This window comes from Aurantimonas sp. E1-2-R+4, assembly GCF_036549515.1.
In the GTDB taxonomy this organism is placed as follows: Bacteria; Pseudomonadota; Alphaproteobacteria; order Rhizobiales; family Rhizobiaceae; genus Aurantimonas; species Aurantimonas coralicida_A.
In genome coordinates this window covers 36515-58493 of record NZ_JAZHLK010000021.1, presented here as the reverse complement: position 1 = coordinate 58493, position 21979 = coordinate 36515, and the positions used below count along the sequence as shown (strand labels likewise).

At 63.6% G+C, this 21979-nt stretch carries 26 protein-coding genes; 13 read left to right on the top strand and 13 right to left on the bottom strand.

All coding sequences use genetic code 11. The features are described 5' to 3' along the window. Positions 1-10: 10 nt before the first annotated feature. The 6 genes from VQ045_RS11460 to VQ045_RS11435 all read right to left on the bottom strand — a co-directional run bounded on the left by VQ045_RS11460 (position 11) and on the right by VQ045_RS11435 (position 4632). Positions 11-484, bottom strand: coding sequence for a tripartite tricarboxylate transporter TctB family protein (locus VQ045_RS11460; protein WP_331830196.1), 474 nt, complete (start codon positions 482-484; stop codon positions 11-13). After that, entirely contained in the window at positions 481-1446 is a 966-nt protein-coding gene (locus VQ045_RS11455; RefSeq protein ID WP_331830195.1) for a Bug family tripartite tricarboxylate transporter substrate binding protein, read from the bottom strand. The genes VQ045_RS11460 and VQ045_RS11455 overlap by 4 nt, the downstream gene beginning before the upstream one ends. Before the next feature lie 10 nt (positions 1447-1456). Continuing rightward, entirely contained in the window at positions 1457-2635 is a 1179-nt protein-coding gene (locus VQ045_RS11450; protein WP_327624474.1) for a mandelate racemase/muconate lactonizing enzyme family protein, read from the bottom strand. 6 nt (positions 2636-2641) lie between these two features. Further along, a complete protein-coding gene (locus VQ045_RS11445; protein WP_327624473.1) occupies positions 2642-3343 on the bottom strand; it encodes a GntR family transcriptional regulator in 702 nt (233 codons plus the stop codon). A gap of 121 nt (positions 3344-3464) precedes the next feature. Beyond that, on the bottom strand, positions 3465-3962 hold the full coding sequence (locus VQ045_RS11440; RefSeq protein WP_327646798.1) for a DUF1499 domain-containing protein: 498 nt from the start codon (positions 3960-3962) through the stop codon (positions 3465-3467). A 52-nt stretch (positions 3963-4014) separates the two neighbouring features. Next, positions 4015-4632: a glutathione S-transferase family protein gene (locus VQ045_RS11435; RefSeq protein ID WP_331830194.1), complete on the bottom strand. Its 618-nt coding sequence runs from the start codon at positions 4630-4632 to the stop codon at positions 4015-4017. 321 nt (positions 4633-4953) lie between these two features. Between VQ045_RS11435 and VQ045_RS11430 the strand changes: the two genes are divergently transcribed. From VQ045_RS11430 to VQ045_RS11395, 8 genes are all read left to right on the top strand, one after another. Then, positions 4954-5580 (top strand): TetR/AcrR family transcriptional regulator, encoded by a 627-nt coding sequence (locus VQ045_RS11430; protein WP_327624470.1) that lies wholly within the window; start codon positions 4954-4956, stop codon positions 5578-5580. Further along, on the top strand, positions 5577-6050 hold the full coding sequence (locus VQ045_RS11425) for an SRPBCC family protein (RefSeq protein ID WP_331830193.1): 474 nt from the start codon (positions 5577-5579) through the stop codon (positions 6048-6050). Before VQ045_RS11430 ends, VQ045_RS11425 begins: the two co-directional genes overlap by 4 nt. Positions 6051-6085: 35 nt before the next feature. Continuing rightward, positions 6086-6562, top strand: a complete 477-nt coding sequence (locus VQ045_RS11420; protein WP_331830192.1) for a VOC family protein — start codon at positions 6086-6088, stop codon at positions 6560-6562. Between the two features lie 101 nt (positions 6563-6663). Next, positions 6664-7332 (top strand): DUF899 domain-containing protein, encoded by a 669-nt coding sequence (locus VQ045_RS11415; protein ID WP_331830191.1) that lies wholly within the window; start codon positions 6664-6666, stop codon positions 7330-7332. A gap of 20 nt (positions 7333-7352) precedes the next feature. Further along, entirely contained in the window at positions 7353-7604 is a 252-nt protein-coding gene (locus VQ045_RS11410; RefSeq protein WP_331830190.1) for a VOC family protein, read from the top strand. A gap of 172 nt (positions 7605-7776) precedes the next feature. Next, positions 7777-8130, top strand: a complete 354-nt coding sequence (locus VQ045_RS11405) for a DUF1428 domain-containing protein (protein ID WP_327624465.1) — start codon at positions 7777-7779, stop codon at positions 8128-8130. 193 nt (positions 8131-8323) lie between these two features. After that, positions 8324-9499: a GAF domain-containing sensor histidine kinase gene (locus tag VQ045_RS11400; RefSeq protein WP_327646806.1), complete on the top strand. Its 1176-nt coding sequence runs from the start codon at positions 8324-8326 to the stop codon at positions 9497-9499. A 156-nt stretch (positions 9500-9655) separates the two neighbouring features. Continuing rightward, entirely contained in the window at positions 9656-10861 is a 1206-nt protein-coding gene (locus tag VQ045_RS11395) for a pyridoxal phosphate-dependent aminotransferase (protein ID WP_327624464.1), read from the top strand. A 379-nt stretch (positions 10862-11240) separates the two neighbouring features. Here VQ045_RS11395 and VQ045_RS11390 read toward each other — a convergent pair whose 3' ends face one another. Together VQ045_RS11390 and VQ045_RS11385 are read right to left on the bottom strand one after the other, a co-directional pair. Beyond that, positions 11241-11684: an MgtC/SapB family protein gene (locus tag VQ045_RS11390; protein WP_327624497.1), complete on the bottom strand. Its 444-nt coding sequence runs from the start codon at positions 11682-11684 to the stop codon at positions 11241-11243. A 96-nt stretch (positions 11685-11780) separates the two neighbouring features. Continuing rightward, positions 11781-12719 (bottom strand): alpha/beta hydrolase, encoded by a 939-nt coding sequence (locus VQ045_RS11385; RefSeq protein WP_327624462.1) that lies wholly within the window; start codon positions 12717-12719, stop codon positions 11781-11783. Positions 12720-12899: 180 nt separating this feature from the next. Here VQ045_RS11385 and VQ045_RS11380 point away from each other — a divergent pair, with 180 nt between their 5' ends. After that, a complete protein-coding gene (locus tag VQ045_RS11380) occupies positions 12900-13973 on the top strand; it encodes a ribonuclease T2 family protein (RefSeq protein ID WP_327624461.1) in 1074 nt (357 codons plus the stop codon). Between the two features lie 83 nt (positions 13974-14056). Beyond that, the gene (locus VQ045_RS11375; protein ID WP_442873089.1) at positions 14057-15076 is read left to right on the top strand and encodes a DMT family transporter; all 1020 of its coding nucleotides are present in this window, start codon (positions 14057-14059) and stop codon (positions 15074-15076) included. Positions 15077-15114: 38 nt separating this feature from the next. On the opposite strand, the gene VQ045_RS11370 is transcribed toward VQ045_RS11375, so the two are convergent. Further along, complete coding sequence (locus VQ045_RS11370; protein WP_327624460.1) at positions 15115-15561, bottom strand: MarR family winged helix-turn-helix transcriptional regulator; 447 nt, start codon at positions 15559-15561, stop codon at positions 15115-15117. A 170-nt stretch (positions 15562-15731) separates the two neighbouring features. Between VQ045_RS11370 and VQ045_RS11365 the strand changes: the two genes are divergently transcribed. From VQ045_RS11365 to VQ045_RS11355, 3 genes are all read left to right on the top strand, one after another. After that, on the top strand, positions 15732-16175 hold the full coding sequence (locus VQ045_RS11365; RefSeq protein ID WP_331830189.1) for a hypothetical protein: 444 nt from the start codon (positions 15732-15734) through the stop codon (positions 16173-16175). 174 nt (positions 16176-16349) lie between these two features. Beyond that, positions 16350-17999, top strand: a complete 1650-nt coding sequence (gene ettA, locus VQ045_RS11360) for an energy-dependent translational throttle protein EttA (RefSeq protein ID WP_331830188.1) — start codon at positions 16350-16352, stop codon at positions 17997-17999. 138 nt (positions 18000-18137) lie between these two features. Beyond that, positions 18138-18473, top strand: a complete 336-nt coding sequence (locus tag VQ045_RS11355) for a hypothetical protein (RefSeq protein WP_327646812.1) — start codon at positions 18138-18140, stop codon at positions 18471-18473. A gap of 18 nt (positions 18474-18491) precedes the next feature. On the opposite strand, the gene VQ045_RS11350 is transcribed toward VQ045_RS11355, so the two are convergent. The 4 genes from VQ045_RS11350 to VQ045_RS11335 all read right to left on the bottom strand — a co-directional run bounded on the left by VQ045_RS11350 (position 18492) and on the right by VQ045_RS11335 (position 21968). Continuing rightward, entirely contained in the window at positions 18492-19268 is a 777-nt protein-coding gene (locus VQ045_RS11350) for a nitrilase-related carbon-nitrogen hydrolase (RefSeq protein ID WP_331830187.1), read from the bottom strand. Continuing rightward, positions 19265-20071: an ABC transporter permease gene (locus VQ045_RS11345; RefSeq protein ID WP_331830186.1), complete on the bottom strand. Its 807-nt coding sequence runs from the start codon at positions 20069-20071 to the stop codon at positions 19265-19267. Before VQ045_RS11345 ends, VQ045_RS11350 begins: the two co-directional genes overlap by 4 nt. After that, positions 20068-20862, bottom strand: a complete 795-nt coding sequence (locus VQ045_RS11340; RefSeq protein ID WP_331830208.1) for an ABC transporter permease — start codon at positions 20860-20862, stop codon at positions 20068-20070. The genes VQ045_RS11345 and VQ045_RS11340 overlap by 4 nt, the downstream gene beginning before the upstream one ends. Positions 20863-20924: 62 nt before the next feature. Beyond that, the gene (locus VQ045_RS11335) at positions 20925-21968 is read right to left on the bottom strand and encodes an ABC transporter ATP-binding protein (protein ID WP_331830185.1); all 1044 of its coding nucleotides are present in this window, start codon (positions 21966-21968) and stop codon (positions 20925-20927) included. Positions 21969-21979: the final 11 nt, after the last annotated feature.

Sequence of the window (21979 nt, the reverse complement as noted above, 5' to 3'; positions counted from 1 at the left end):
CGGCCGAGGGTTAGGGGAAGGGAACGTTGAGCAGAAGCCCGAAGAGTGTGTAGGCGGAGCCGGGAATGACGATTGCCGCTATGATCGCTCCGGTCCAGCCCGCGCCCAGCAGGCGCACCCCGAGCAGTGTCGCCGGGATAAAAAGCACCAGGAAATTCAGAAAGCTCCAGAGATAGATGCAGATCGCCGTGCCCGCGGCCAGGGCCAGCGCACGCGGTATGCCCTGAAGCGTCAGTTCGGGCTCATGCGGGCCGACGAAGCTGCGCGCGATCAGGCCCCCCGAGAGGATCACGAGAAGGGTTCCGAAGATGATCGGCAGCCGCGCCGGTCCCGGTGATCCCAACGTGGTGGGTTTCGGATAATTGCCCGCAACGACGATCATGGTGATCGCCACGACGATCAGCACCAGTGCGGTCCCGATTGTCCCGTACCGCATGAGCGCCGGCCCGCGGCGCTCATGCTGTTCATAGGCTGGATCGCTCAATTGGCGAATCCGTTTTCCTCGAGGAAGGCGCGGCGGGATTCGACCTCCTTGCGCACCTGTATCTGCATTTCCTCCTGATCGAGCTCGAGGGAGGACTGCATGTTCTTCTCCATGAACTCCTGCCATGCCGTGGTTTCCTCGACGGCCGCGATCGCCGCGATCAGCCGGTCGATCGCTTCCTGAGGCGTTCCTTCGCGCACCATCACACCGCGCCAGATCGATTCCACGACGTCATATCCCTGTTCCTTGAAAGTCGGAGTGTCGGGGAAATACCGGTCGCTGCTCTCGGTGGAGATTCCGAGCAGCCGGAAGTCGCCGTTCGCAAGTTGGGCCTTGGCCGAACTCGGAGTCAGAACCGCGGCGTCGATATGCCCGCCGAGCAAGGCAATGGCTGCTTCGTTGCCGCCGTCGAAAGGTACCCATGCCGCCTCGAAATCGGCTTCTTGCTGGAGGCGATAGAAGACGAACTGGTGGAATCCGGCGGACGCGTAACCGCCGATCCTCAGGCCGTTGGGATTTTCCTGCAGGTATTTGACGAAGTCCTTCATGTCCCGCAGGTCGCTGTCGGCGCGCACCGCGACGGCCGACGGTTCTGCCTGCAAGGCACGCAGCACGGTGAAGTTGTCTGGCGTGAACGGAATTTTGCCCTTGGCCATCGTGAACGTCATGCTCGCCGTCGTCGAGAGCACCGTATAACCGTCGGCAGGCTGGGTCATGACGTAAGACATGGCGACTGCGCCCGAGCCGCCTTTGCGATTTTCGACCGGCACTTCGACGCCAAGCTCCTCGCTCAGTTGACGGCCGAGCTGACGCATCATCGTGTCGAGCGGTGAGCCCGCAGATGACCAGACGACGAAGCGAATATCGTTTTCGGGATAGGCTTGGGCCTGGGCGACAGGCGCCTGGACCAGCGCCATGATCGACAGCGACGCGGCAGCGATAAGTGTTTTCATAGCTTGCATTTTTTCCTCCTCAGAATGCCTTCGACATTGCGGCGTTGCGCGGCCCTTCGTTCTCCGGCAGCGGCAGGTCGCGCTTGGGGAAAGGTTTGCCGGGCATCGAGCGAACCGCCTCCTCATTGACGTCGAGACCCAAGCCGGGCCCGTCCGGAAGGGTGATGTAACCGTCAACCGGCTTGAGCGGATTGCGACAGAGCTTCGCGCCGAGTTCCTCGAACGGAATGAAATATTCGGTGATAATGAAGTTCGGCATGCAGGCCGAGGCATGCACGGTGGCCGAAAGCGCCAGCGTCGTCGAATTGTAGTTATGGGGCGAACAGGCGATCATCTCCGTTTCCGCGGCGGCCGCGATGTACATCAATTCCAAGATCCCGCCGCAATTGGCGACATCGGGGTTGATGATGTCGACGGCACGCTCTCGAAGTACCGGCCGGAAGCCGGCCCGACCGTAGAGAGCTTCGCCGGTCACGGTCGGGATTGGCGAACTGGCCCGGACTTCCGCGAGCGCCTGGATGTTCTCCGATTGGCAAGGCTCCTCGAACCAATACGGTTCGAATTCAGCGAGGGCATTGGCCAGTTCGATGGCATGCATCGGCGCGAGCCGACGATGAATGTCGAGCAAAATGTCCACGTCGGGACCGACCGCATCGCGGATCCCGCGTATGATGTTCACCGATTGACGAATGTGCTGCCTCGGAATGAAGGTGCGCCATGGTCGAGGCAGCGGGTCGAGCTTCAGCGCCGTGAAGCCGCTTTCGACCACCTTTTCGGCTGCACGAGCATAATCGGCTACCTCTTGCAGCTTATAGCCCCAGCCATTGGCATAGACGCGGATGCGCTCGCGGGTCTTGCCGCCCAGTAGGTTGTAGACGGGTTGCTCCGTCGCCTTGCCGACGATGTCCCAGAGGGCCTGTTCGATGCCCGACACGGCGCAGTGGAACTCCAGCGAGGCGCGACGTTGGGCGTAATCGTCGAAGGCGACCTGACAGATATGGCGGATCTGGAACGGGTCCCGACCGACCACATAGCGGCCGAGTTCTTCCACTTGGGCCGCTATGGCGCGGTCCCTGTCGTATTGACTATAGGCTTCTCCCCAGCCGACGATGCCCGCGTCGGTCTCGACCCTCACGAAAATCAGGTTCTTGCGCCAACCCGGGTGGACGGTCAGACATTCGACTTTGGTAATCTTCATCGGTGATCAGGCTTTCTTCTTCGTTTTGGCTGGGTCGGCGGCGAGCGTATCGGACTGCAGCACCAGCTTTCCTGTCGCGGACATGGCGTTCAGGAAGCGCTCCTTGCCGCTGCGGATGTGTTTTTCGAGATGGACGCCGGCCATCTCGCAGTCCCCCTGCTCGATGGCTGTCATGATCTCGCGATGCTCCTGATTGGAGACGGCGAGGCCGCCACCGAAGGCGAGCCCATGGCGACGGTAGATGCGCAGCTCCTTGCCGAGCGCGCGGTCGAGTTCGGCAAGTCGCTCGTTGCGACTGACCTTGTAGAGGGCGTCGTGGAAATCGAGATTCAGCGCGACATAGCGCTCGGAGTCGCGATCGAGGGCGACCTTGTCCATTTCCTGGATCAGTCCGCGCAGACGGGAAAGACCTTCGGCGTCGATCAATAGGGCCGCCTGCCGCCCTGCCAGGCGGCCGAGACTCGAGCGAATGTCAAAGATCTGGGTGATTTCCAGCAGGGACAGGTCTTTGACGAAGGCCCCCTGGTTGGGAACGATCTTGACGAGGCCCACCCGGACAAGGGCGTGGCATGCCTCGCGAATGGCGGCCCGGCCGACGCCCAACCGCGCCGACAACGCGAATTCGTTGATATGCGCGCCCAGAGCGAACTCACCGCTCATGATGAGTTCCTCGATCCTCCCGGCGGCAAGATCGGATTGTCTCGACAAGCCGCGCACTCCTATTTGTCGGCAATAATCCAAAAATAACGACTAGCGGTTCGCAATTCTGATAACATCTGGCATAAATCGCTGTCAAGTGTAGGCAAATTCTGGAAAATTGTGCACAATTTTATTGCAGAAAGCCCGCCCAGGCGTTCAGCCGCTCGGCATTGGCGCCGAGATCGCTCTTGCCGACCAGCGAGCGCGAATAGAGCCGCAACCGGGTGCCGTCGTCGCCCGGAAGGGCTTGCGCATCGATCGTGTCGGGAAAGCGCAGCAAGGGCGTGCGCGCGACATAGCGGCGGTAGTCCGGCCGACCGCCGTCATCGACCCGCGCGACGTCCGGATCGACAAGAACGATGGCGTCGAGGCGGTCGAGCAGTGCCGCCGGCGCGTCCTCGTAAAGGGGCAGCGCTGCGTCGATCTCGCCGTCGCAGGCGCCCGGCGAACAGGCGAGGGCGTCGTTCGGGGTCGGACTGCGAATGAGCGCCGAGAAGTCGACGGCGCCCTGGTCGGCCGGGGCGCCAAACAGTTCCCAGACCCGCTCGGGGCCGGCCAGGAAGAAGCCACCGATACCCAGGAGGAGTATGGCAACGAGGATCAGGGCGAAGCGAAGCAGAAATTTCATGACGGGCTTTCGCTGCGAACGGGAGGCGGAGCGCGCGACGGGGACGCGCCATTCAGGTCCCGGGCAGCCAGGTCATCGGCTGGTAGCCGGGCAGCGCCTCGATCCGGCTGAGCCAGGCGCGAATGCCGGGATAGGCGGCGAGGTCGAAGCCGCCCTGGTCGGCCACATGGGTATAGGCGTAAAGCGCGATGTCGGCGAGCGTAGGCGCATCGCCGACCAGCCAGTTGGATCGCGTCAGTGCTGTTTCCATGACGGCGAGGGCCTTGTTGCCGCCGTCGAGCGTCTCCGCCAACCGTTCGGGCGTAGCCTGAGCCTTGCGGCTGGGATAGACGAGCAGCGAGCGCCGTACGGCGACGTTGGGTTCGTGGCTGTATTGCTCGAAGAACATCCAGGACAGCATTGTTGCGCGCTCGAATGGGTCGGCAGGGACGAATGCGCTGCCCTCGCCAAGATAGGCCAGGATCGCGTTGGATTCCGGCAGCGTCCGCCCGTCCTCCAACTCCAGCACCGGCACCTTGGCAATGGGGTTGAGAGCGAGAAACGCCGGCCGCCGCGTCGAGCCGTCGAGGGAGTCGACCTCGACATGGTGAAACGGTTTCCCGAGCAAAGCCATCAGCAGCCGCGGCTTGTAGCAATTGCCCGAGTCCTGCATGCCGTGAATGGTGATCATCGAAAGACTGCCCTTGGCCGGAGGCGATAACCGCCCGCCGCGATAGTGCGCCATCGGGCCGCCGGCGACCAATTCATTTCAGTGAACGCAGCAATCGGAACGGCCGCTGGAGGCCTGATCGCATCCCGCGTCGTCTCGGCCTCCTGCATGCTGCTGTCTGACAGAGGGAACCGCCCACCACCGCCAGCGCCCTTGCCAACCGCACCTCGTATGAGAGCGGCCCCGCTCGCTATCTGTCAAACTGGAAAAAAACGCTAAAGCGAAAAACCGTCTCGACAACATACCAACTGGTTGGTATGTAAATTGGTAAGGAGAGATTTGATGGCATCAACCGACATCCCCACCGGCGCGAGAGGCAAGCTTCTGGAGGCCTCGCTGGCGGTCATTCGTGGCAAGGGGTACTCGGCCACGACAGTGGACGACATCTGCCGATCGGCGGGGGTGACCAAGGGCGCCTTTTTCCATCACTTCAAGACCAAGGAAGACCTCGCGATCGCCGCCGCCGACCACTGGTCGATGATGACCGGCGCGTTCTTCGAGGCCGCGCCGTATCGCGAACTGTCCGACCCGCTCGACCGGCTGCTGGGCTATGTGGATTTTCGCAAGGCGATCCTGCGGGGCGAGTTGCCCGAATACACCTGTCTGGTCGGCACCATGGTGCAGGAGACTTTCGCCACCTATCCGGCGATCCGCGACGCCTGCGAGTCGAGCATCGTCGGCCATGCCAAGGTTCTGGAGGCCGACATCGCCGAGGCGATGCGCGAGCGCGGCATCGCGGCGGAATGGACCGCCGAGAGTCTTGCGTTGCACACCCAGGTGGTCGTCCAGGGCGCGCTGCTCCTGGCCAAAGCGACGGGCGGCCCGAAGGTGGCGGTCGAGAGCCTCGACCATCTGCGGCGATATCTCGAAATGCTGTTCAAACACCCACAAGGAGGAAGCGAAACATGACCCAGAATGCCGGAAACAACGATCGCCAACTGGTTCTGACCCGCCTGATCGACGCTCCGCGCGACAAGGTGTACCGGGCCTGGACCGAGTCGGAGCTTTTGACACGATGGTTTGCGCCGAAGCCCTGGACGACGCCGCGCGCCGAACTCGACGTTCGGCCCGGTGGCTCCAGCCTCGTCACAATGAGGAGCCCGGAGGGCAAGGACTATCCCAATCCGGGCGTCTATCTCGAGGTCGTAAAGAATGAGCGTCTGGTGTTCACCGATGCCTATACCAGCGCTTGGGTGCCATCCGACAAGCCGTTCATGACGGTCACCCTTACCTTCGAGGATGAGGACGGGAAGACGCGCTACACCGCCACAGCTCGGCACTGGTCGGCCGCCGACCGCAAGGCCCACGAGGAGATGGGTTTTCACGAGGGCTGGGGTCAATGTGCCCAACAGCTCGAGGAGGTGGCGCGCGAGTTGTGACGCGCCGAAGAAAGACCACCGGGGAGGAAGAAGCCATGGAAACTGTCAGAACAGACTCACCTCAGGAGCAGGCCGCCCGGATGCACGCCGTGACGCCGCACCTCGTATGCGCCGGCGCGACGGAGGCGATCGAATTTTATCAACGTGCCTTCGGCGCCGAGGTGATGTTCCTGCTGCCGATGCCAGACGGCAAGGTCGCCAATGCCAGTCTGTGCATCAACGGCTCGTCGGTCATGCTGGTCGATGAGAATGTCGAGATGGGCATGACCGGACCGAAACATCTGAAGGGGACGCCGGTCACCATCCACCTCATGGTCGATGACGTGGATGCCTGGTTCGGTCGGGCGATCGATGCCGGCGCGACGGTCGATATGCCCATCGCCGACATGTTCTGGGGCGATCGCTACGGGATCGTCGAGGATCCGTTCGGCCACAAATGGTCTCTCGCCACGCATCGGCGCGACGTCAGCATCGAGGAGATGCAGGCGGAGATGGCCAAGCTGATATGCTAGCGGCGGTCGGCAGCGGTTGAAAGACCGCCGCGACGGTCTGCCATTCTGAACAAGTGGGGCCGCCAACATCCCGTCCGGTCCCTGACGCGGAGGAAACTGCGATGCGCAATATTGTCTCGAGAGAGAACTGGCTGCGGGCGCAGGAGGCGCTGCGGGCAAAGGAGAAGGAACTGACCCACGCCCATGACCGGCTGGCCGCCGAGCGGCGCCGGCTGCCTTGGGAGAAGGTCGAGAAGGCGTATGCCTTCGATAAGCTGTCGGGAAAGGCGAGTCTCGACGATCTGTTCGACCGCCGCCGGCAGCTCATCGTCTACCATCACATGCTAAAACCCACCGATCCGGACCCTTGCTCCGGTTGCGGCATGGTCGGCGACCAGATCCCGCACCTGGCGCATTTGCACGTCCGCGACACTTCGCTCGTCTTCGTCTCGCGCGCGCCGATCGCCGAGATCGAGGCGTTCAAGCGGCGTATGGGCTGGACCATGCCCTGGGTGTCGACGGCGGACGATTTCAACGCCGACTTCGGCGTCACCACCGGTTTCGGCCTCAACGTCTTCTACCGCGACGACGGCGACATCTACCGCACCTATTTCACCACCGGTCGCGGAGTGGAGACGCTCGGGACGCCCTGGACCTTTCTCGATCTGACGCCGCTTGGCCGGCAAGAGAGCTGGGAAGATGCGCCGGAGGGAACGGAGCAGAGCGAGCCGTACCAGTGGTGGCGGCTGCATGACGAATATGATGATAGCCGAACGCGCGAAAGCGCCTAGACGAGAAGGAGATCACCGCAATGCCCAGGATGCAGAAAATCTCGAGCTGCCTGTGGTTCGACGGCCATGCGGAGGCGGCCGCCGCGTTCTACGTGTCGGTCTTCCCCGACTCGCGCATCGACCGGCTGATGCGGTCGGGCCTCGACTGGCCCGGCGGTAAGGCGGGTTCGGTGATCCTGGTGGATTTCACGCTCGCCGGGCAGTCGTTCCAAGGATTGAACGGCGGCCCGCAGGAGCCGTTCAACGACGCGATCTCGCTGGCGGTGAACTAGCGAGGACCAGGCGGAGGTAGACCGATACTGGGCGGCTTTGACCACCGATGGCGGCGCGCCCGTCCAATGCGGCTTGCAGGCGGCCTATGATGGGCCTTGAGAGGCGTCGCCTGTCGGATAGCGGGAGCGGCCTGCTGCTTTGACACCATCTTTAGCCGAAGGAGGAAGCACAATGACCTATGTCGATGGATTCGTGGCGGCGGTACCGATCGCCAATCGGGAGAAATTCCGCCAGCATGCCGAGGACGCGGCGACGGTGTTCAAGGAGTATGGCGCGCTCAAGGTGGTGGAATGCTGGGGCGATGACGTGCCCGAGGGCCAGGTGACGTCGTTTTCAATGGCGGTGCAGCGCAAGCCGGACGAAACCGTGATTTTCTCCTGGATCCTGTGGCCGTCGAAGGAGGTTCGCAACGAGGCGATGCCCAAGCTGATGGACGATCCGCGGCTGAAGCCGGATCTCAATCCGATGCCGTTTGACGGCAAACGCCTGATCTTCGGCGGATTCGAGATGCTCGTCGAACGCTGAAGGGCGGGCTTGCCGAAGACCTCTGCCGTTTTCCTGCATCGCGGAGGTTGCGCTGCGATGATCACCAGCGATCGCCACGGGACAATGCGAAAGCATAGCTGTTAAAGGTGGCTCTGGCTTGACATGCTGCCTTACGATCAGGTCTGACTGAAACAGTTGCGTCTGACGCCTCACCGCAAGGATCAAAGGGCTGTTGAGCCACGATTTTCAAGCCGATATCGATTCTGTCGGCCGCATCAACGCGGTGCCGACAATCCTTGATGTGATTTGCCGGACGACCGGCATGGGATTCGCGGTGGTGGCACGGGTCACCAAGGATCGCTGGATCACCTGTACAGCCCTCGACCACATAGAGTTCGGGCTTGAGCCAGGCAGCGAGTTGCAGGTGGAAACCACGATCTGCCATGAGATCGAGGAAAGCCGGGAACCTGTCGTCATCGACGACGTACCGCGCGACGGGGCCTATTGCGGGCATCCAACTCCGGCCATGTACGGTTTCCGCAGTTATATCTCGATGCCAATTATCCTGGAGAACGGCGAATTTTTCGGCACGCTGTGCGCGATCGACCCTCGGCCGGCGCGGCTCAAGAATCCCGAAACCATCGGCATGTTCAAGCTGTTCGCGGAGCTCATCGCCTTTCATTTGGATGCCGGCGAGCGCCTGGCCGCCAGCGAGGCCAGCTTGATGAGCGAACGCAAGATTTCGGAACTGCGGGAACAGTTCATCGCGGTACTCGGTCACGATTTGCGCAACCCGGTTGCCTCGATCGACGCCGGAGCAAAGCTGCTGCTACGGACGCCGCTCGATGCCAAGGCGTCGCACATCGTGGCGCTGATTCAAGGCAGTGTACATAGAATGCAGGGCTTGATCGACAATCTTCTCGATTTCGCTCGGGGCCGCCTGGGTGGTGGGCTCAAGCTTGAGTGGGACGAGTGCGGATCTCTGGAACCGATTTTCGTGCAAGTCGTCGAGGAGCTTCGTTCGAGCTACCCCGATACGCCGATCGAAACGGATTTCGGCTTCGCCGATCCTGTCCGGTGTGATCGCGGACGTCTTTCTCAGCTTCTGTCGAACTTGCTGGGCAACGCGCTGACCCATGGGGCCGACGGTGGAGCGGTGCGGGTGGGAGCGTCGAGCGACGCGGATCACTTTCGACTGTGGGTGTCGAACTCCGGCGAGCCGATCCCGAAAGAAGCACTTGCCGACTTGTTTCAGCCGTTCTTCCGCGCGGCAACGCGACCGAGCCAGCAAGGCCTCGGCCTCGGTCTCTATATTGCGTCGGAGATCGCACGGGCCCACGGCGGAACGCTAGAAGTATCCTCCGACACGACAGAGACCCGCTTTACCTTTCAAATGCCGCTGCGGTAGCCGTATCGGGCCGCACCCGTGGGCTTTCCCCAACAAATACGGCGGCTGCTTGTTTCGCGCGGCGCTTGACTGCCGGCTTGCGATGCAAAACGTCTGCGATTAGGGTCCGCGCGCTCCCGCTGGAGCCTTCCCGACGTTCTGACTGGAGTCCCTCCCATGGCCTTCCTCGCCGCCGCCCTCGATCGCGTCAAACCGTCCGCGACCATCGCTGTCGCGCAGAAGGCGCGTGAGCTGAAAGCCGCCGGGCGCGATGTGATCGGGTTGGGCGCCGGCGAGCCGGACTTCGATACGCCCCACAACATCAAGCAGGCGGCGATCGCGGCCATCAACCGCGGCGAGACGAAATATACGCCGGTCTCCGGCATCCCCGAACTGCGCCAGGCGATCGCCAGGAAATTCAAGCGCGAGAACAATCTCGACTACAAGCCGGAGCAGACCATCGTCGGGACCGGTGGCAAGCAGATCCTGTTCAACGCTTTCATGGCGACGCTGAATCCCGGTGACGAGGTGGTCATCCCGGCGCCCTATTGGGTGAGCTATCCCGAGATGGTGGCGATCTGCGGCGGCACCTCGGTGTTCGTCGAGGCCGGCATCGAGACGAATTTCAAGCTGACGCCTGACGCGCTCGAAAAGGCGATCACGCCGAAGACCAAGTGGTTCCTGTTCAACTCGCCGTCGAATCCGTCGGGCGCGGCCTATACGCGGGCCGAATTGAAGGCGCTGACCGACGTATTGATGTGCCATCCCCATGTCTGGGTGATGACCGACGACATGTATGAGCATCTCGTCTACGGTGACTTCACCTTCACGACCCCGGCCGAGGTGGAACCCGGTCTTTACGACCGTACGCTGACCATCAACGGCGTTTCCAAGGCCTATGCGATGACCGGCTGGCGCATCGGCTATGCCGGCGGACCGTTGCAACTGATCAAGGCGATGGACATGATCCAGGGCCAGCAGACCTCGGGCGCCTGCTCGATCGCCCAATGGGCGGCGGTCGAGGCGCTGAACGGTCCGCAGGATTTCATCGATACCAACCGCGCCGTCTTCGAAGGCCGCCGTGATCTGGTGGTCTCGATGCTGAACCAGGCGAACGGCATCGCCTGTCCCTCGCCGGAGGGCGCCTTCTACGTCTATCCGTCCTGCGCCGGGCTGATCGGCAAGAAGACCGGGGCCGGCAAGGTGATCGCGAGCGACGAGGACTTCGTTTCCGAGCTGCTGGAAGCGGAAGGCGTCGCGGTGGTTCACGGTGCGGCTTTCGGTCTCGGGCCGAACTTCCGGATTTCCTACGCGACGTCGGAAGCGTTGCTCGAAGAGGCCTGTTCACGCATTCAGCGGTTTTGCGCCAGCCTCGACGGCTGATTCACCTCGCGAATGCCATCGGCCAGCGGGCGGTCCCCTAAAAGGGAGCGCCCGTTTTGTTTTGGCGCGCGGCGCAAAAAAAAGCCGGGCTCGCGAGAACCCGGCTGAAAGAAGGATCTTCCATTGGAAAATCCTGGGAGGAAACAGTCAGAGCGGAACGAAGGGAGGAGGTATCGCCCGCAACTAACGTACTCTCTACATAGGGATTCTCGCATCCAAAACCAGAGAGGTTTTGGCATGTCAGCCATGCTTTCTGTGCATGGCGGATGATTCGTGAATCCAGCCATTTCAAAAGATTCGCGCGAAAAGCGCAGCCGGCACGCCCCATTGCGCTATGACGAAGCCATGCAAATCTGGAGGATCGCGCGGGACCTGGTCGCTACTCGAATGCCTTGACCACCCGCAGCACGACGAGCGTCAGCACCACCGCGATAAAGGATAGAAGGTACTCGCCCAACCCGGCACCCAGACCGATGGCGCCTGCCAGCCAGAGCGAAGCGCCGGTGGTCAGCCCGTGCACGCGACCGCGCGCCTGGATGATCACGCCGGCGGCGAGAAATGCCACGCCGCTGGTGATTGCCCCGACGACGCGGATCGGGTCGGCGCGCACGTCGCCGCTGTCGAACCGGCCGATCAGCAGCGTCATCAGGAGGGTGAACAGGCAGGCGCCGATTCCCACCAGCATGTGCGTCCGCAATCCGGCGGGTTGATCCTTGCGTTCCCGTTCATAGCCGATCGCGCCGGTGAACAGAGCCGCGACGATCAGCCGACCGGCTTGCCGGGCGGCGGTGCCGAGTGTCTCTGGATCGAGGAATTGCTCCATGGCCAACTTACTGTCTCCGATCTTGAACGAAGCGCAAGATCTGTAGCGGGTTGCGGCGCGTCGACAGGACGCGTGGGGTCGAATAAGGCGAACGCCTCAACTCGCCGGGACGATCCGCTGGAGCCAGGCTGTGAGACTGGCGACGGCGGGCTCGCGATAGGCCGGTAATTCGTGCAGCGTCTCGTGCCGGGCGCCCTCGATGATCTCGACCATGACGTCGCGCGAGCCGGCATGGCGCAGATGGCCGGCCAGCCACCGGATCGCCTCGCCCTTGTCGGTCACCGGGTCGGCGGTGCCGCCGAGGAGGTGAAGCGGCAGCGCGGGCGGCAGCATGTCGAGCCCGGCCTGCGAGCCGCCTTGGAAGATTAGGGTCATCACATCCTCCATCATCGACAAGGTCGGCGAAAAGCCGCAGAGCGGGTCGGCGATATAGGCATCGACTGCGGCGTCATCATGCGACAGCCAGTCGAACATGGTGCGGCGCGGCTCGATCGCCTTGCCCCAAGCGTCGAAGGTGGCGCGCTGGAGCAGCGCGCTCGGCACGTCCGATCCCTTCAGCGCCTTTTCGGCCTTGAGCGCCAGCCGGCCGACGCGTTCCTGCAGCCCGGTCTGGAAATTGGCGTTCCACACCGCGGCGCCGGCGAGGTCGCGGCCGTGGGTTTCCGCATAGTTCAGGGCGATCAGCCCGCCCATCGAATGGCCGAAGACCACCACCGGCAGGCCGGGATAACGGCCAAGGGCATGGGTATGGACCGCCCGGCAGTCGGTGAGCACCCTGTCGGCGCCGTGGCGGCGGGCGAATCTTCGGAAGGGCGCGTCGGACGCGCTGGTCGAGCCGTGGCCACGGTGATCATGGGCGACGACGTGGAAGCCGAACCCGGCCAGTTCGGCGGCAAAGCGGCCGTAGCGGCCTGCATGTTCGGCAAGACCGTGGTTGATCAGAACGATGCCGCGCGCAAGTCCCTGTGCCTTGCGGCTGTAGACGTGAACCGCCGCGCCGGAACGGCTGTCGATGGTTTCTCGGTGATCGAACAACGGCGCATCCTCGTCCGTGGCGGCCAACGGGATGGCCGGGCCGGGTGACGTTCTTCCACGCGCACCGAGCATCGGTATAGCGCGAAGAGGCACCGGCCCAAACCCCTTGAAATGGCCCTCTGCTTGACCCGATCGCCCGGCGGTCTTTCGCCCGCCGCCGCTCTGACGTATCGAAAGCCCATGAAACGCTTTTGTCTGCTTGCCGCGCTCCTGCTCGCCGCCCCATCCGCCTTCGCGCAGCTGCCGATGACCGGCCGCTTCGTCGCCGAGGCGCGCTGTCCGGCGCTGCAATCGATCCGCAAACAGACCAATTCGGGCGGCGTCGCGACGGAGCCGGGGACGGAATACGTGCTGATCGGCCGCAACGCCCAGGCAGCGACGCATTACTATGTCGTGATTCCGGACGCCGAGCCGCCGCGCCGCTGGGTCGCGGTGGGCTGTGGCCGCGTCGCGGCCGAGGATGGCGTCTCGGCCGCTGTACGCGAAGATCCGAGCAGCCGTAGCGCTTTAGAACGGGGCATCGACGCATTGGCGAAAGCGTTGGGGCAGGGACGCGCGAAACGCCGGACAGATGATCGAGGGACGCCGCCATCCGGCGACCAGCGTTCCGGTTCTGGTGCCTATGTGCTTGCGGCGAGTTGGCACGCCGCCTTCTGCGAGACCAAGCCAAGAGCAAGGGACTGCCGGGACGGCGGCGAGGATGGCGGCTTTAGCCTGCATGGCCTGTGGCCGCAGCCGCGCGGGAACGAGTATTGCGGCGTGGCGGCAAGCACGGTTGCCTCTGACAAAACCGGCGACTGGAGCGCGTTGCCGGAGCCTGAACTGGGCCGAGAGACGCGGCGGGCTCTCGATGCCGTCATGCCGGGGACCAAGGCGAATCTCGACCGGCATCAATGGATCAAGCATGGCAGCTGCTACGGCACCGACGCCTCGGAATATTTCTCCGACGCGGTCGCGCTGATCGGCAAGCTCAACGCGTCGCCGGTCGGCCAGATGTTCGCGACCAACGTCGGCACACATCTCGACGCAACGGTTGTCCGCGCCGCCTTCGACAAGGCCTTCGGGCGCGGCGCCGGACAGCGCGTGCTGGTCGACTGCGCCCGCGACGGCGGTCGCCGGTTGATCGCGGAGCTGCGCATCAATTTGGCCGGCACGATCACGCCGCAAACCGATTTCGGCGATCTCGTCATGGCCGCGAACAAGGTGCGCGGCGGCTGCCGGGGCGGCGTCGTCGACGCGGCGGGATGGCAATAGCCGGACGGTCCGGAAATCGGGTCGTGATCGTCGGCAAGGTTCCATAGGGTCCGAGGTTCGACAGCTCGGGAGCCGATTCGACCATGCGCCGCCAGACCGACACCTCATTGTCCGCGCCGACGATCAATCGTTCGATGACCCTTGGCGAATGGGGCATGTTGCTCACCCTCTCGGTATTGTGGGGCGGTTCCTTCTTCTTCACCGAGGTGGCGGTGAAGGAGCTGCCGCCCTTCACTATCGTTGTGCTGCGGGTCGGCCTGGCCAGCATGATTCTGTTCGCCGCGCTTGGGTTGCTGGGCGTCAGGATGCCGAGGGAGTGGCGCGTCTGGGCTGCCTTCCTTATCATGGGCCTCATCAACAACGCCGTGCCGTTCAGCCTGCTCGTCTGGGGCCAGACCCAGATCGCGTCGGGCCTCGCAGCCATCCTCAACGCCACGACGCCGCTGTTCGCCGTGCTCGTGGCGCATGTCCTGACCGATGACGAGAAGCTGACCGGCAAGCGGTTGGTCGGTATCGTCGCCGGTCTCAGCGGTGTCGCGGTGATGATCGGGCCGGCGGCGCTGGAGGGTTTCGGCCTGGGCGTGGTGGCGCAGTTGGCCTGTCTCGCGGCGGCGTTCTCCTACGCGCTCGCCGGCATCTTCGGCCGGCGGTTCAAGCGCATGGGCGTCGCGCCGCTGGCGACGGCCACCGGACAGGTGACTGCGTCGACGCTGCTGCTGCTGCCGCTGGCGCTCGTCGTGGATCGGCCCTGGACGTTGGCGATGCCGAGCTTGCCGACCGTCGGCGCGATCCTCGGCATCGCGGCTCTGTCGACGGCGCTCGCCTATGTTCTCTACTTCCGCATTCTGGCGACGGCCGGCGCGACCAACCTCTTGCTCGTGACCTTCTTGATTCCGGTCAGCGCCATCATCCTCGGCTCCCTGGTCTTGGGGGAACGCCTCGATCCTCGCCACTTTCTCGGAATGGGGCTGATCGGCCTGGGTCTCGCAGCCATCGACGGGCGGCTGATCGGGCTGGTCCGTCGCGGATCTCTGTCGGAGCGTCGCAGCGCGCGAGAAACCCAGAGTCCAGATCCGGCGATCCGTCCGGGAGGCGACATTTAATCCGGCGATCAGCACCTTCTGATCGCCGGTGATGACGATCAGCGTTCCAGCGCAGCTCGTAGCGTGGCGAGTGTCTTCGCTGCGGCACCAATATCAAAAGCCTCAAGAGCTTCTGAAAGTTTGGCCGTCCAAGGCAGGCGAGATGCCTCCGCGCGCTCATATATCTCTGCACCCTGTCGTGTCAGCGACAAGAGGGGTGCCCGACGATGTCCGGGGTTCGGGGCCATCTGAACGATACCTTCGGAAACCAGCTCGTTCACCAGTCGCTGCACTGATTGCCGCGATTGGCCGAGCGAGCGGGCAATGTCGGAAACGGTGAGGGCGCGACCGCCGCCAACGATCGTGCCGAGCAGTTGCCACCTTGCGCTGGTGAGCCCGAGCGAACTCACCAGCGCGTCGCCGGCGCCAACGAGGCGACCGTGCAATCGCAGAATTTCAAAGATCAATTGTCCGGTCTCTTCGATCTTTGCAGGTGTTTCAGCCATCCGTTGAAGATGGCATATTGACAGCATGTTGCCAACGTTATATTTGACAGCATATTGTCAGTTTTCGGAGAGTCTGATGGGATGGTTGTGACCGTGAGGGACGGTGTTAAGCGTCGCCGCCGCACGCGGTTCGGGCCGACCCGAGCATTCATTCCAATCAGGAGAGTTCGATGTCTGCAGCAAACATCAGCCGCTTTCTTGGAGGCGCCGAGCGAGCGATGCGGGCGTTGCTTGAACGCAAGCTAGAAGGGGCGAAAATCTCCTTCCCGCAGTGGACCGTTCTGGTCTTCGCGCAGGGAACTGCATCGCTGACCAAGCAGCAGCTCACCCATGCCATGATCCAAGGTCATGTCGCCTCGACGGGTCTGGAAGCTGAGACAGCGATAGATGCTCTGACTGCAAGATATTTGCTCGAAATCACGCAGGATTTTACAACCAACGAGTCCTTCTATCGGTTGAGTGCATCGGGCAGGGAATTGTTCGATCCGCTACGCGCGGATGTCGCGGCAACAGTCGCTAAGGTGACGGAGGGTCTTTCGCCTGAGGATCTCGTCGCTGCCGAGCGGGTGCTCGTTGAGATTTCGCAGCGGGCGAACGAAGCGCTGAACAGTTAGCTGCTTCTTCAGGCTGGGCGTGGCGAGAAGGATAAGTCTGCATGACGGTGGGACGAGCAAACGGTGTGTCGCTGTGGCGATGATGCCGCCCGCGCCCGTTGCCCCGGCGCGCCCGATGGCTTAGGTACGGCGCAACTTCTCTTTTCCCCTCATCATACGGAGCGGCAGCGCGCCATGGCACGCCAGTTCATCTATCACATGTCCGGACTTACCAAGGCCTACGGCAACAAGAAGGTCCTGGAGAACATCCATCTGTCTTTCTATCCGGACGCCAAGATCGGCATCCTCGGCCCGAACGGTTCGGGTAAATCGACGCTGCTGAAGATCATGGCGGGCCAAGACAAGGAATTCACCGGCGAGGCCTGGGCGGCCGAAGGCGCCACGGTCGGCTACCTGCCGCAGGAACCGCATCTCGACGAAACCAAGACCGTCTTCGAGAACGTCATGCTGGGCGTTTCCGACAAACAGGCGATCCTCGATCGCTATAACGAACTGATGATGAACTACACCGAGGAGACGGCGGAGGAGGGGGCGAAGCTTCAGGATCTGATCGACGCCCAGAATTTGTGGGATCTGGAGTCGCAGGTCGAGATGGCGATGGACGCGCTGCGCTGTCCGCCGGCCGACGCGCTGATCGCGCCGCTGTCCGGGGGCGAAAAGCGCCGAGTGGCGCTTTGCCAGCTGCTCCTGTCGAAGCCGGACATCCTCTTGCTCGATGAACCGACCAACCATCTCGACGCCGAGACCATCCTGTGGCTCGAAAAGCACCTCAGGGAGTACGAGGGCTCGGTGTTGATGGTCACCCATGATCGCTACTTCCTCGACAACGTCACCGGCTGGATCCTTGAGCTCGATCGCGGCCGCGGCATGCCTTACGAGGGCAACTACTCCAGCTATCTGGAGAAGAAGGCCAAGCGCATGAAGCAAGAGGGCCGCGAGGACGATGCCCGCATGCGGGCGCTGACGCGCGAGCGCGAATGGATCCAGCAGGGTGCCAAGGCGCGGCAGACCAAGTCGAAGGCGCGCATCAAGGCCTATAACGAGCTGGTCGAGATCGCCGAAAACCGCAAGCCGGCCGACGGCAGGATCGTCATCCCGACCGGCGAGCGGCTCGGCAACCGGGTGATCGAGGTCGAGAACCTGACCAAGAGCTATGGCGACCGGGTGCTGATCGAAGACCTGTCGTTCAAGCTGCCGGCCGGCGGCATCGTCGGCATCATCGGCCCGAACGGCGCCGGCAAGTCGACCTTGTTCAAGATGATCACCGGCCAGGAACAGCCCGACAGCGGCAAGGTCGATGTCGGCGAAACGGTGGACCTCGGTTATGTCGATCAGAGCCGCGACGATCTCGCACCGAACAAGACGGTCTGGGAAGAGGTGTCGGGCGGCGTCGACATCATGAAGCTCGGCAAATACGAGATGAACTCGCGGGCCTATGTCGGTAACTTCAACTTCAAGGGCAGCGACCAGCAGCAGAAGGTCGGCACCCTCTCGGGCGGCCAGCGCAACCGGGTGCATCTCGCCAAGATGCTCAAATCCGGCGCCAACGTCATCCTGCTCGATGAGCCGACCAACGATCTCGACACCGAGACGCTGACCGCGCTCGAGGACGCGCTGGAGGAATATGCCGGCTGTGCCGTGGTGATCAGCCATGATCGCATGTTCCTTGATCGGCTGGCGACGCACATCCTCGCCTTCGAGGGGGACAGCCACGTTGAATGGTTCGAGGGCAATTTCGAGGATTACGAGCAGGACAAGATCCGCCGCCTCGGCCCGGAATCGGTCAACCCCAAACGCCCGACCTACAAGCGCCTGACGCGCTAGATCGCAAGGGAACGGCGGCCTGTTTCGGCCGTCGCGAGAGGCGCGCATTTGCTTGCAAGCCTCTCCCTGCGGCACGCGCGCCGTGCTAATCTCGCACGATACGGCCACATGACGTGGCCGGTTCGCTGGGAGGCGGTCATGGTGTCGAATAAGGCATTGAAAAGGGCGGGCGGCCTTGCGGCGCTCGCCCTCGTCGTTTTCGCTACGGGTGCCGAGGCCAAGCCGGCGAAGTGCTTCGCCAGCGACGACGGCTATTTCGACTGCGATTTTGAGATGACGGACGCGGCCGGAAGCTTCACCATCGAGGGACCGGGGGTCACCTATATCCTCCTCGTCGACAGCCCCGGCTACGCCTCCGGTTTCGTCAATCTGGGCAATCGCAACATTTCGCTTGCCGGAACCTATGTGCGCGAGCGGGACGATCCCGCTTGCTGGGCTAATGCCGAGACGGAGACGAAGATCTGCGCCTGGTAGGTGCGCGCGGCCTTTGTCTCAATCCGCCCGCAACTCGTCGAGATAAGGATTTTGCTCTTTGCTGGCGCTGAAGGCGCCGGGATCGATGTCGGCGAGGAGCATCGCCGGCTCGCTCTCGCTTGCAGCGGCGAGGCGGCTGCCGTCCGGCGCCGCGATCGAGGACAGGCCCTGATAGGCGAAGCGGGCGTCCGCGCCGCACCAATCGGCATAGACGACGAAGACCTGGTTCTCGAAAGCGCGAACCGGGATCACGTTCCGCGCGATGAAGCGCGCCGCCGGGCTCCGCGGCAGCGCCGTCGGCACCAGCACGATGTCGGCGCCGCGCCTGGCGAGATCGCGGACATGCTCGGGAAACTCGACGTCGAAACAGATCAGCAGGCCGGCCTTCAGCCCGCCGAGTTCGACGACAGGGGGAGGGATGTCGCCAGCGCGAAACAGCGCCTTTTCATAAGTGCCATAGAGTTGCCGCTTGGCGTAGGCGACGGGTTTCTCACCGGGTCTGAGCAGTGCGGCGGCGTTGACGATCGAACCTTGGCGTTCCAGCGCGATGCCGGCGGCGATGGTGACGCCGCTTCGATCAGCAAGAAGGGCGAGGGCCGTCAGCTGTTCGTCGCCGCGCTCTCTGGCTTCATTCTCGATCGCTTCGCTGGCGCCGTAACCGGGGATGGCGAGTTCGGGAAACACCGCCAGCGTCGCGCCCGCGCGTTTCGCGTCGGCGACATGGTCCGCGATCGCCGCAAGCCGGGCCGAGGATGTCTCGTCGCTCGCCGCGAGTTGGAATGCCGCGACCTTCATGTCTCGTCGCCCGCGCTCCAGGCGCCGAGCAATCGCGGCAGATCACCGAAGCGCGCGACGAGGCCGAAGACCGCCACCGCGACCCCGACGAACAGGATCGAGACGCTGGCCATAGTCGGCGTGTAGCCATAGCGCAGCGCGTTGAAGATCTTGATCGGCACCGTCTCCATCGTGAAGCCCACGGTCATGTAGGCGACGATATATTCGTTCAGCGACAGGACGAAGGCGAAGGCGAAACCGGAGACGATGTAGGGCGCGATCATCGGCAGCACGATCGTCGACAGGATGATGCGCTCGTCGGCGCCCATGGTGCGTGCCGCCTCGGTCACCTCCCGGTCGATGGTCGAAAATCCCAGCGACAGCGTCACCAGCGGCAGGCTGGTGAAGAAGATCGCGTGGGAGATGACGACGCTGTACCAGGCGCCGTAGGAGCCGACCGTCGCCCAGAAGCTCAGCGCGCCAAGCGCGGTGATCACCGGCGGCAGCACGAAGGGCGAGATGCCGAGGGTCTGGATCAGCCGGCCGACCATGCTGACGCGCTTCCACAGCACATAGGCGATCGGCAAGGCGATCAGGACGGAGAGCGTCGCGGCGCCGAGCGCGATCAGCACCGAGGTCGTCAGTGCGCCGCGCCAGCCGGCATCGGTGAAGATCTGGGCGTACCAGTGAAACGAGAAGCCCTCGGGCGGAAAGGTCAGGCTGCGCTTTTCGTTGACCGACACACCGGCGATGACGACCAGCGGGCCGGCGAGGAACAGCGCGACGAGGAAGAGGAAAAGCCGGGTGACGACTCGTTCGCTCATGCCGGTTTCCCCTTTTGGCCGAGCACGGTGGTCAGCAGCACGAGCAAGAGGCTCGCGATGACGAGGAACACGGCCATCGCCGCGGCGAAGGGCATGTTCGACTGATAGATCGCCTGATCGGTGATCAGCACTGACAGCGTCCAGTGCTGCGGCCGGCCGAGCAGCTGCGGCAGCAGATAGGCACCGAGGGCGAAGACGAAGACGATAATGAAGGTCGCGATCAGCGTCGTGCGCATCGCCGGCAATATGACCGTCAGGAACGAACGGACCGGCGACGCGCCAAGGGTGCGCGCGGCTTCGGCGAGCGAGGGATCGAGCCGGGAGAAGGACGGGTAGAGTACGAGCACCGCATAGGGCAGCGCCTGATAGACCATGCCGGCGAGGACGGCGCCGAAACTCGGGCTCCAGGCGTCCGGTCCATCCATCAGCCCGATTGCCGCGAGCAGGTTGGAAACGCCCGCCGTGCGGCTGAGCAGCGTCGACCAGGCAAAACCGATGATCACCTCCGAAAGCGACAGGACGGCGAGCATCGCCACCAGCCACGACACCTGGCGGCGTCGGGACAGCTTGGTCAGAAGATAGGTGAACGGGGCGCCGACGGTCAGGCAGATCGCCGAGACCATCGCCGACAGGGCGAGCGAGAACAGCAGGATTTCGCCGAAGAACAGGCTGAGGAAGCGGGCGTAGTTCGCGGTGGTGAAGACGGGCACGTAAAAGCCGCCCTGGACCCGCTCGAAAAACGACACCGCGATCATTAGCCCGAAGGGCACGACGAAAAAGGCGAACAGCATCAGCGCCGGGAAGATCAGCGGCAGTTGATCGCGCGCGCGTTTACCCGCGGTCGTCGCCCCGCTCACGCGCGCCCGCCTTCGGGAAAGACGACGACGGATTCCGGATCGAGGCTGAGCGAGACCTTGTCGCCGACCGCAAGCCCGTCGCTGCCGGCGGGCCTTTGTGCGATGATCCGGCCGGCGGCGGTGGTCAGATAAACTTCCACCGCCGAGCCCATGTCGCGGATGAACTCGACGCTCGCCGCGATCGGCGCCTCGCCTTGGGGCCGCACCGAGACGTCTTCGGGCCGCACGGAGATTTCCGCCGTGCGCCGGCCGTCCGGCAGCGCGAGGCCGGGGATCGGGGCGCCGGCGACATGCACCGTCCCGGCCTCGGCCGAAGCGCTCAGAAGGTTGGTCTGGCCGAGGAAATCGGCGACGAAGGGGTCGACCGGTCGGCGGTAGATGTCGATCGGCCGGTCCATCTGCAGGATGCGCCCGCCTTTCATGACGACGATCTCGTCGGCCATGGTCATCGCCTCGCGCTGGTCGTGGGTGACGACGATGGTGGTGACGCCGAGGCGTTGCTGCAGCTGGCGCAACTCCACCTGCATCGCCTCACGCAGCTTGGCGTCGAGCGCCGACAAGGGCTCGTCGAGCAGGAACAGCTTCGGCGACACCGCGAGCGCGCGGGCGATCGCCACGCGCTGGCGCTGGCCTCCGGAGAGCTGTGACACCGCCCGGTCGGCGACGCCTGGAAGCCGCACCATGTCGAGCAGTTCGGCGACCCGGGCCTCGCGTTCCGCCTTGCCCCGGCGGCGGATCTTCAGCGGGTAGGCGATATTCTCGCCGACGGTCAGATGCGGAAACAGCGCCAGCGACTGGAACACCATGCCGAAGTCGCGCTTGTGCACGGGGCGATCCCCGATCGCCTCGCCGTCAAAGCGCACGTCGCCGGCACTCGGCGTTTCCAGTCCGGCGACGATGCGCATCAGCGTGGTCTTGCCGCAGCCGGACGGGCCGAGCAGGCAGACGAAGCTGCCGGCGGGCACGTTCAGCATGGCGTCGTCGACCGCGACGATGGAGCCATAGCGCTTGGTGACGTTGACGAGTTCGAGGCCGCTCATCGCTGGTGTCC

Coding starts and splice junctions, on each gene's coding strand:
- VQ045_RS11340 (WP_331830208.1), bottom strand. CDS start 20,862: ATGCTGTTCGCCTTTTTCGTCGTGCCCTTCGGGCTAATGATCGCGGTG.
- VQ045_RS11405 (WP_327624465.1), top strand. CDS start 7,777: ATGACCTATGTCGATGGATTCGTGGCGGCGGTACCGATCGCCAATCGG.
- VQ045_RS11455 (WP_331830195.1), bottom strand. CDS start 1,446: ATGCAAGCTATGAAAACACTTATCGCTGCCGCGTCGCTGTCGATCATG.
- VQ045_RS11410 (WP_331830190.1), top strand. CDS start 7,353: ATGCCCAGGATGCAGAAAATCTCGAGCTGCCTGTGGTTCGACGGCCAT.
- VQ045_RS11380 (WP_327624461.1), top strand. CDS start 12,900: ATGAAACGCTTTTGTCTGCTTGCCGCGCTCCTGCTCGCCGCCCCATCC.
- VQ045_RS11370 (WP_327624460.1), bottom strand. CDS start 15,561: ATGGCTGAAACACCTGCAAAGATCGAAGAGACCGGACAATTGATCTTT.
- VQ045_RS11420 (WP_331830192.1), top strand. CDS start 6,086: ATGGAAACTGTCAGAACAGACTCACCTCAGGAGCAGGCCGCCCGGATG.
- VQ045_RS11390 (WP_327624497.1), bottom strand. CDS start 11,684: ATGGAGCAATTCCTCGATCCAGAGACACTCGGCACCGCCGCCCGGCAA.
- VQ045_RS11395 (WP_327624464.1), top strand. CDS start 9,656: ATGGCCTTCCTCGCCGCCGCCCTCGATCGCGTCAAACCGTCCGCGACC.
- VQ045_RS11350 (WP_331830187.1), bottom strand. CDS start 19,268: ATGAAGGTCGCGGCATTCCAACTCGCGGCGAGCGACGAGACATCCTCG.
- VQ045_RS11440 (WP_327646798.1), bottom strand. CDS start 3,962: ATGAAATTTCTGCTTCGCTTCGCCCTGATCCTCGTTGCCATACTCCTC.
- VQ045_RS11365 (WP_331830189.1), top strand. CDS start 15,732: ATGTCTGCAGCAAACATCAGCCGCTTTCTTGGAGGCGCCGAGCGAGCG.
- VQ045_RS11415 (WP_331830191.1), top strand. CDS start 6,664: ATGCGCAATATTGTCTCGAGAGAGAACTGGCTGCGGGCGCAGGAGGCG.
- VQ045_RS11335 (WP_331830185.1), bottom strand. CDS start 21,968: ATGAGCGGCCTCGAACTCGTCAACGTCACCAAGCGCTATGGCTCCATC.
- VQ045_RS11355 (WP_327646812.1), top strand. CDS start 18,138: ATGGTGTCGAATAAGGCATTGAAAAGGGCGGGCGGCCTTGCGGCGCTC.
- VQ045_RS11450 (WP_327624474.1), bottom strand. CDS start 2,635: ATGAAGATTACCAAAGTCGAATGTCTGACCGTCCACCCGGGTTGGCGC.
- VQ045_RS11430 (WP_327624470.1), top strand. CDS start 4,954: ATGGCATCAACCGACATCCCCACCGGCGCGAGAGGCAAGCTTCTGGAG.
- VQ045_RS11345 (WP_331830186.1), bottom strand. CDS start 20,071: ATGAGCGAACGAGTCGTCACCCGGCTTTTCCTCTTCCTCGTCGCGCTG.
- VQ045_RS11435 (WP_331830194.1), bottom strand. CDS start 4,632: ATGATCACCATTCACGGCATGCAGGACTCGGGCAATTGCTACAAGCCG.
- VQ045_RS11425 (WP_331830193.1), top strand. CDS start 5,577: ATGACCCAGAATGCCGGAAACAACGATCGCCAACTGGTTCTGACCCGC.
- ettA (WP_331830188.1), top strand. CDS start 16,350: ATGGCACGCCAGTTCATCTATCACATGTCCGGACTTACCAAGGCCTAC.
- VQ045_RS11375 (WP_442873089.1), top strand. CDS start 14,057: ATGCGCCGCCAGACCGACACCTCATTGTCCGCGCCGACGATCAATCGT.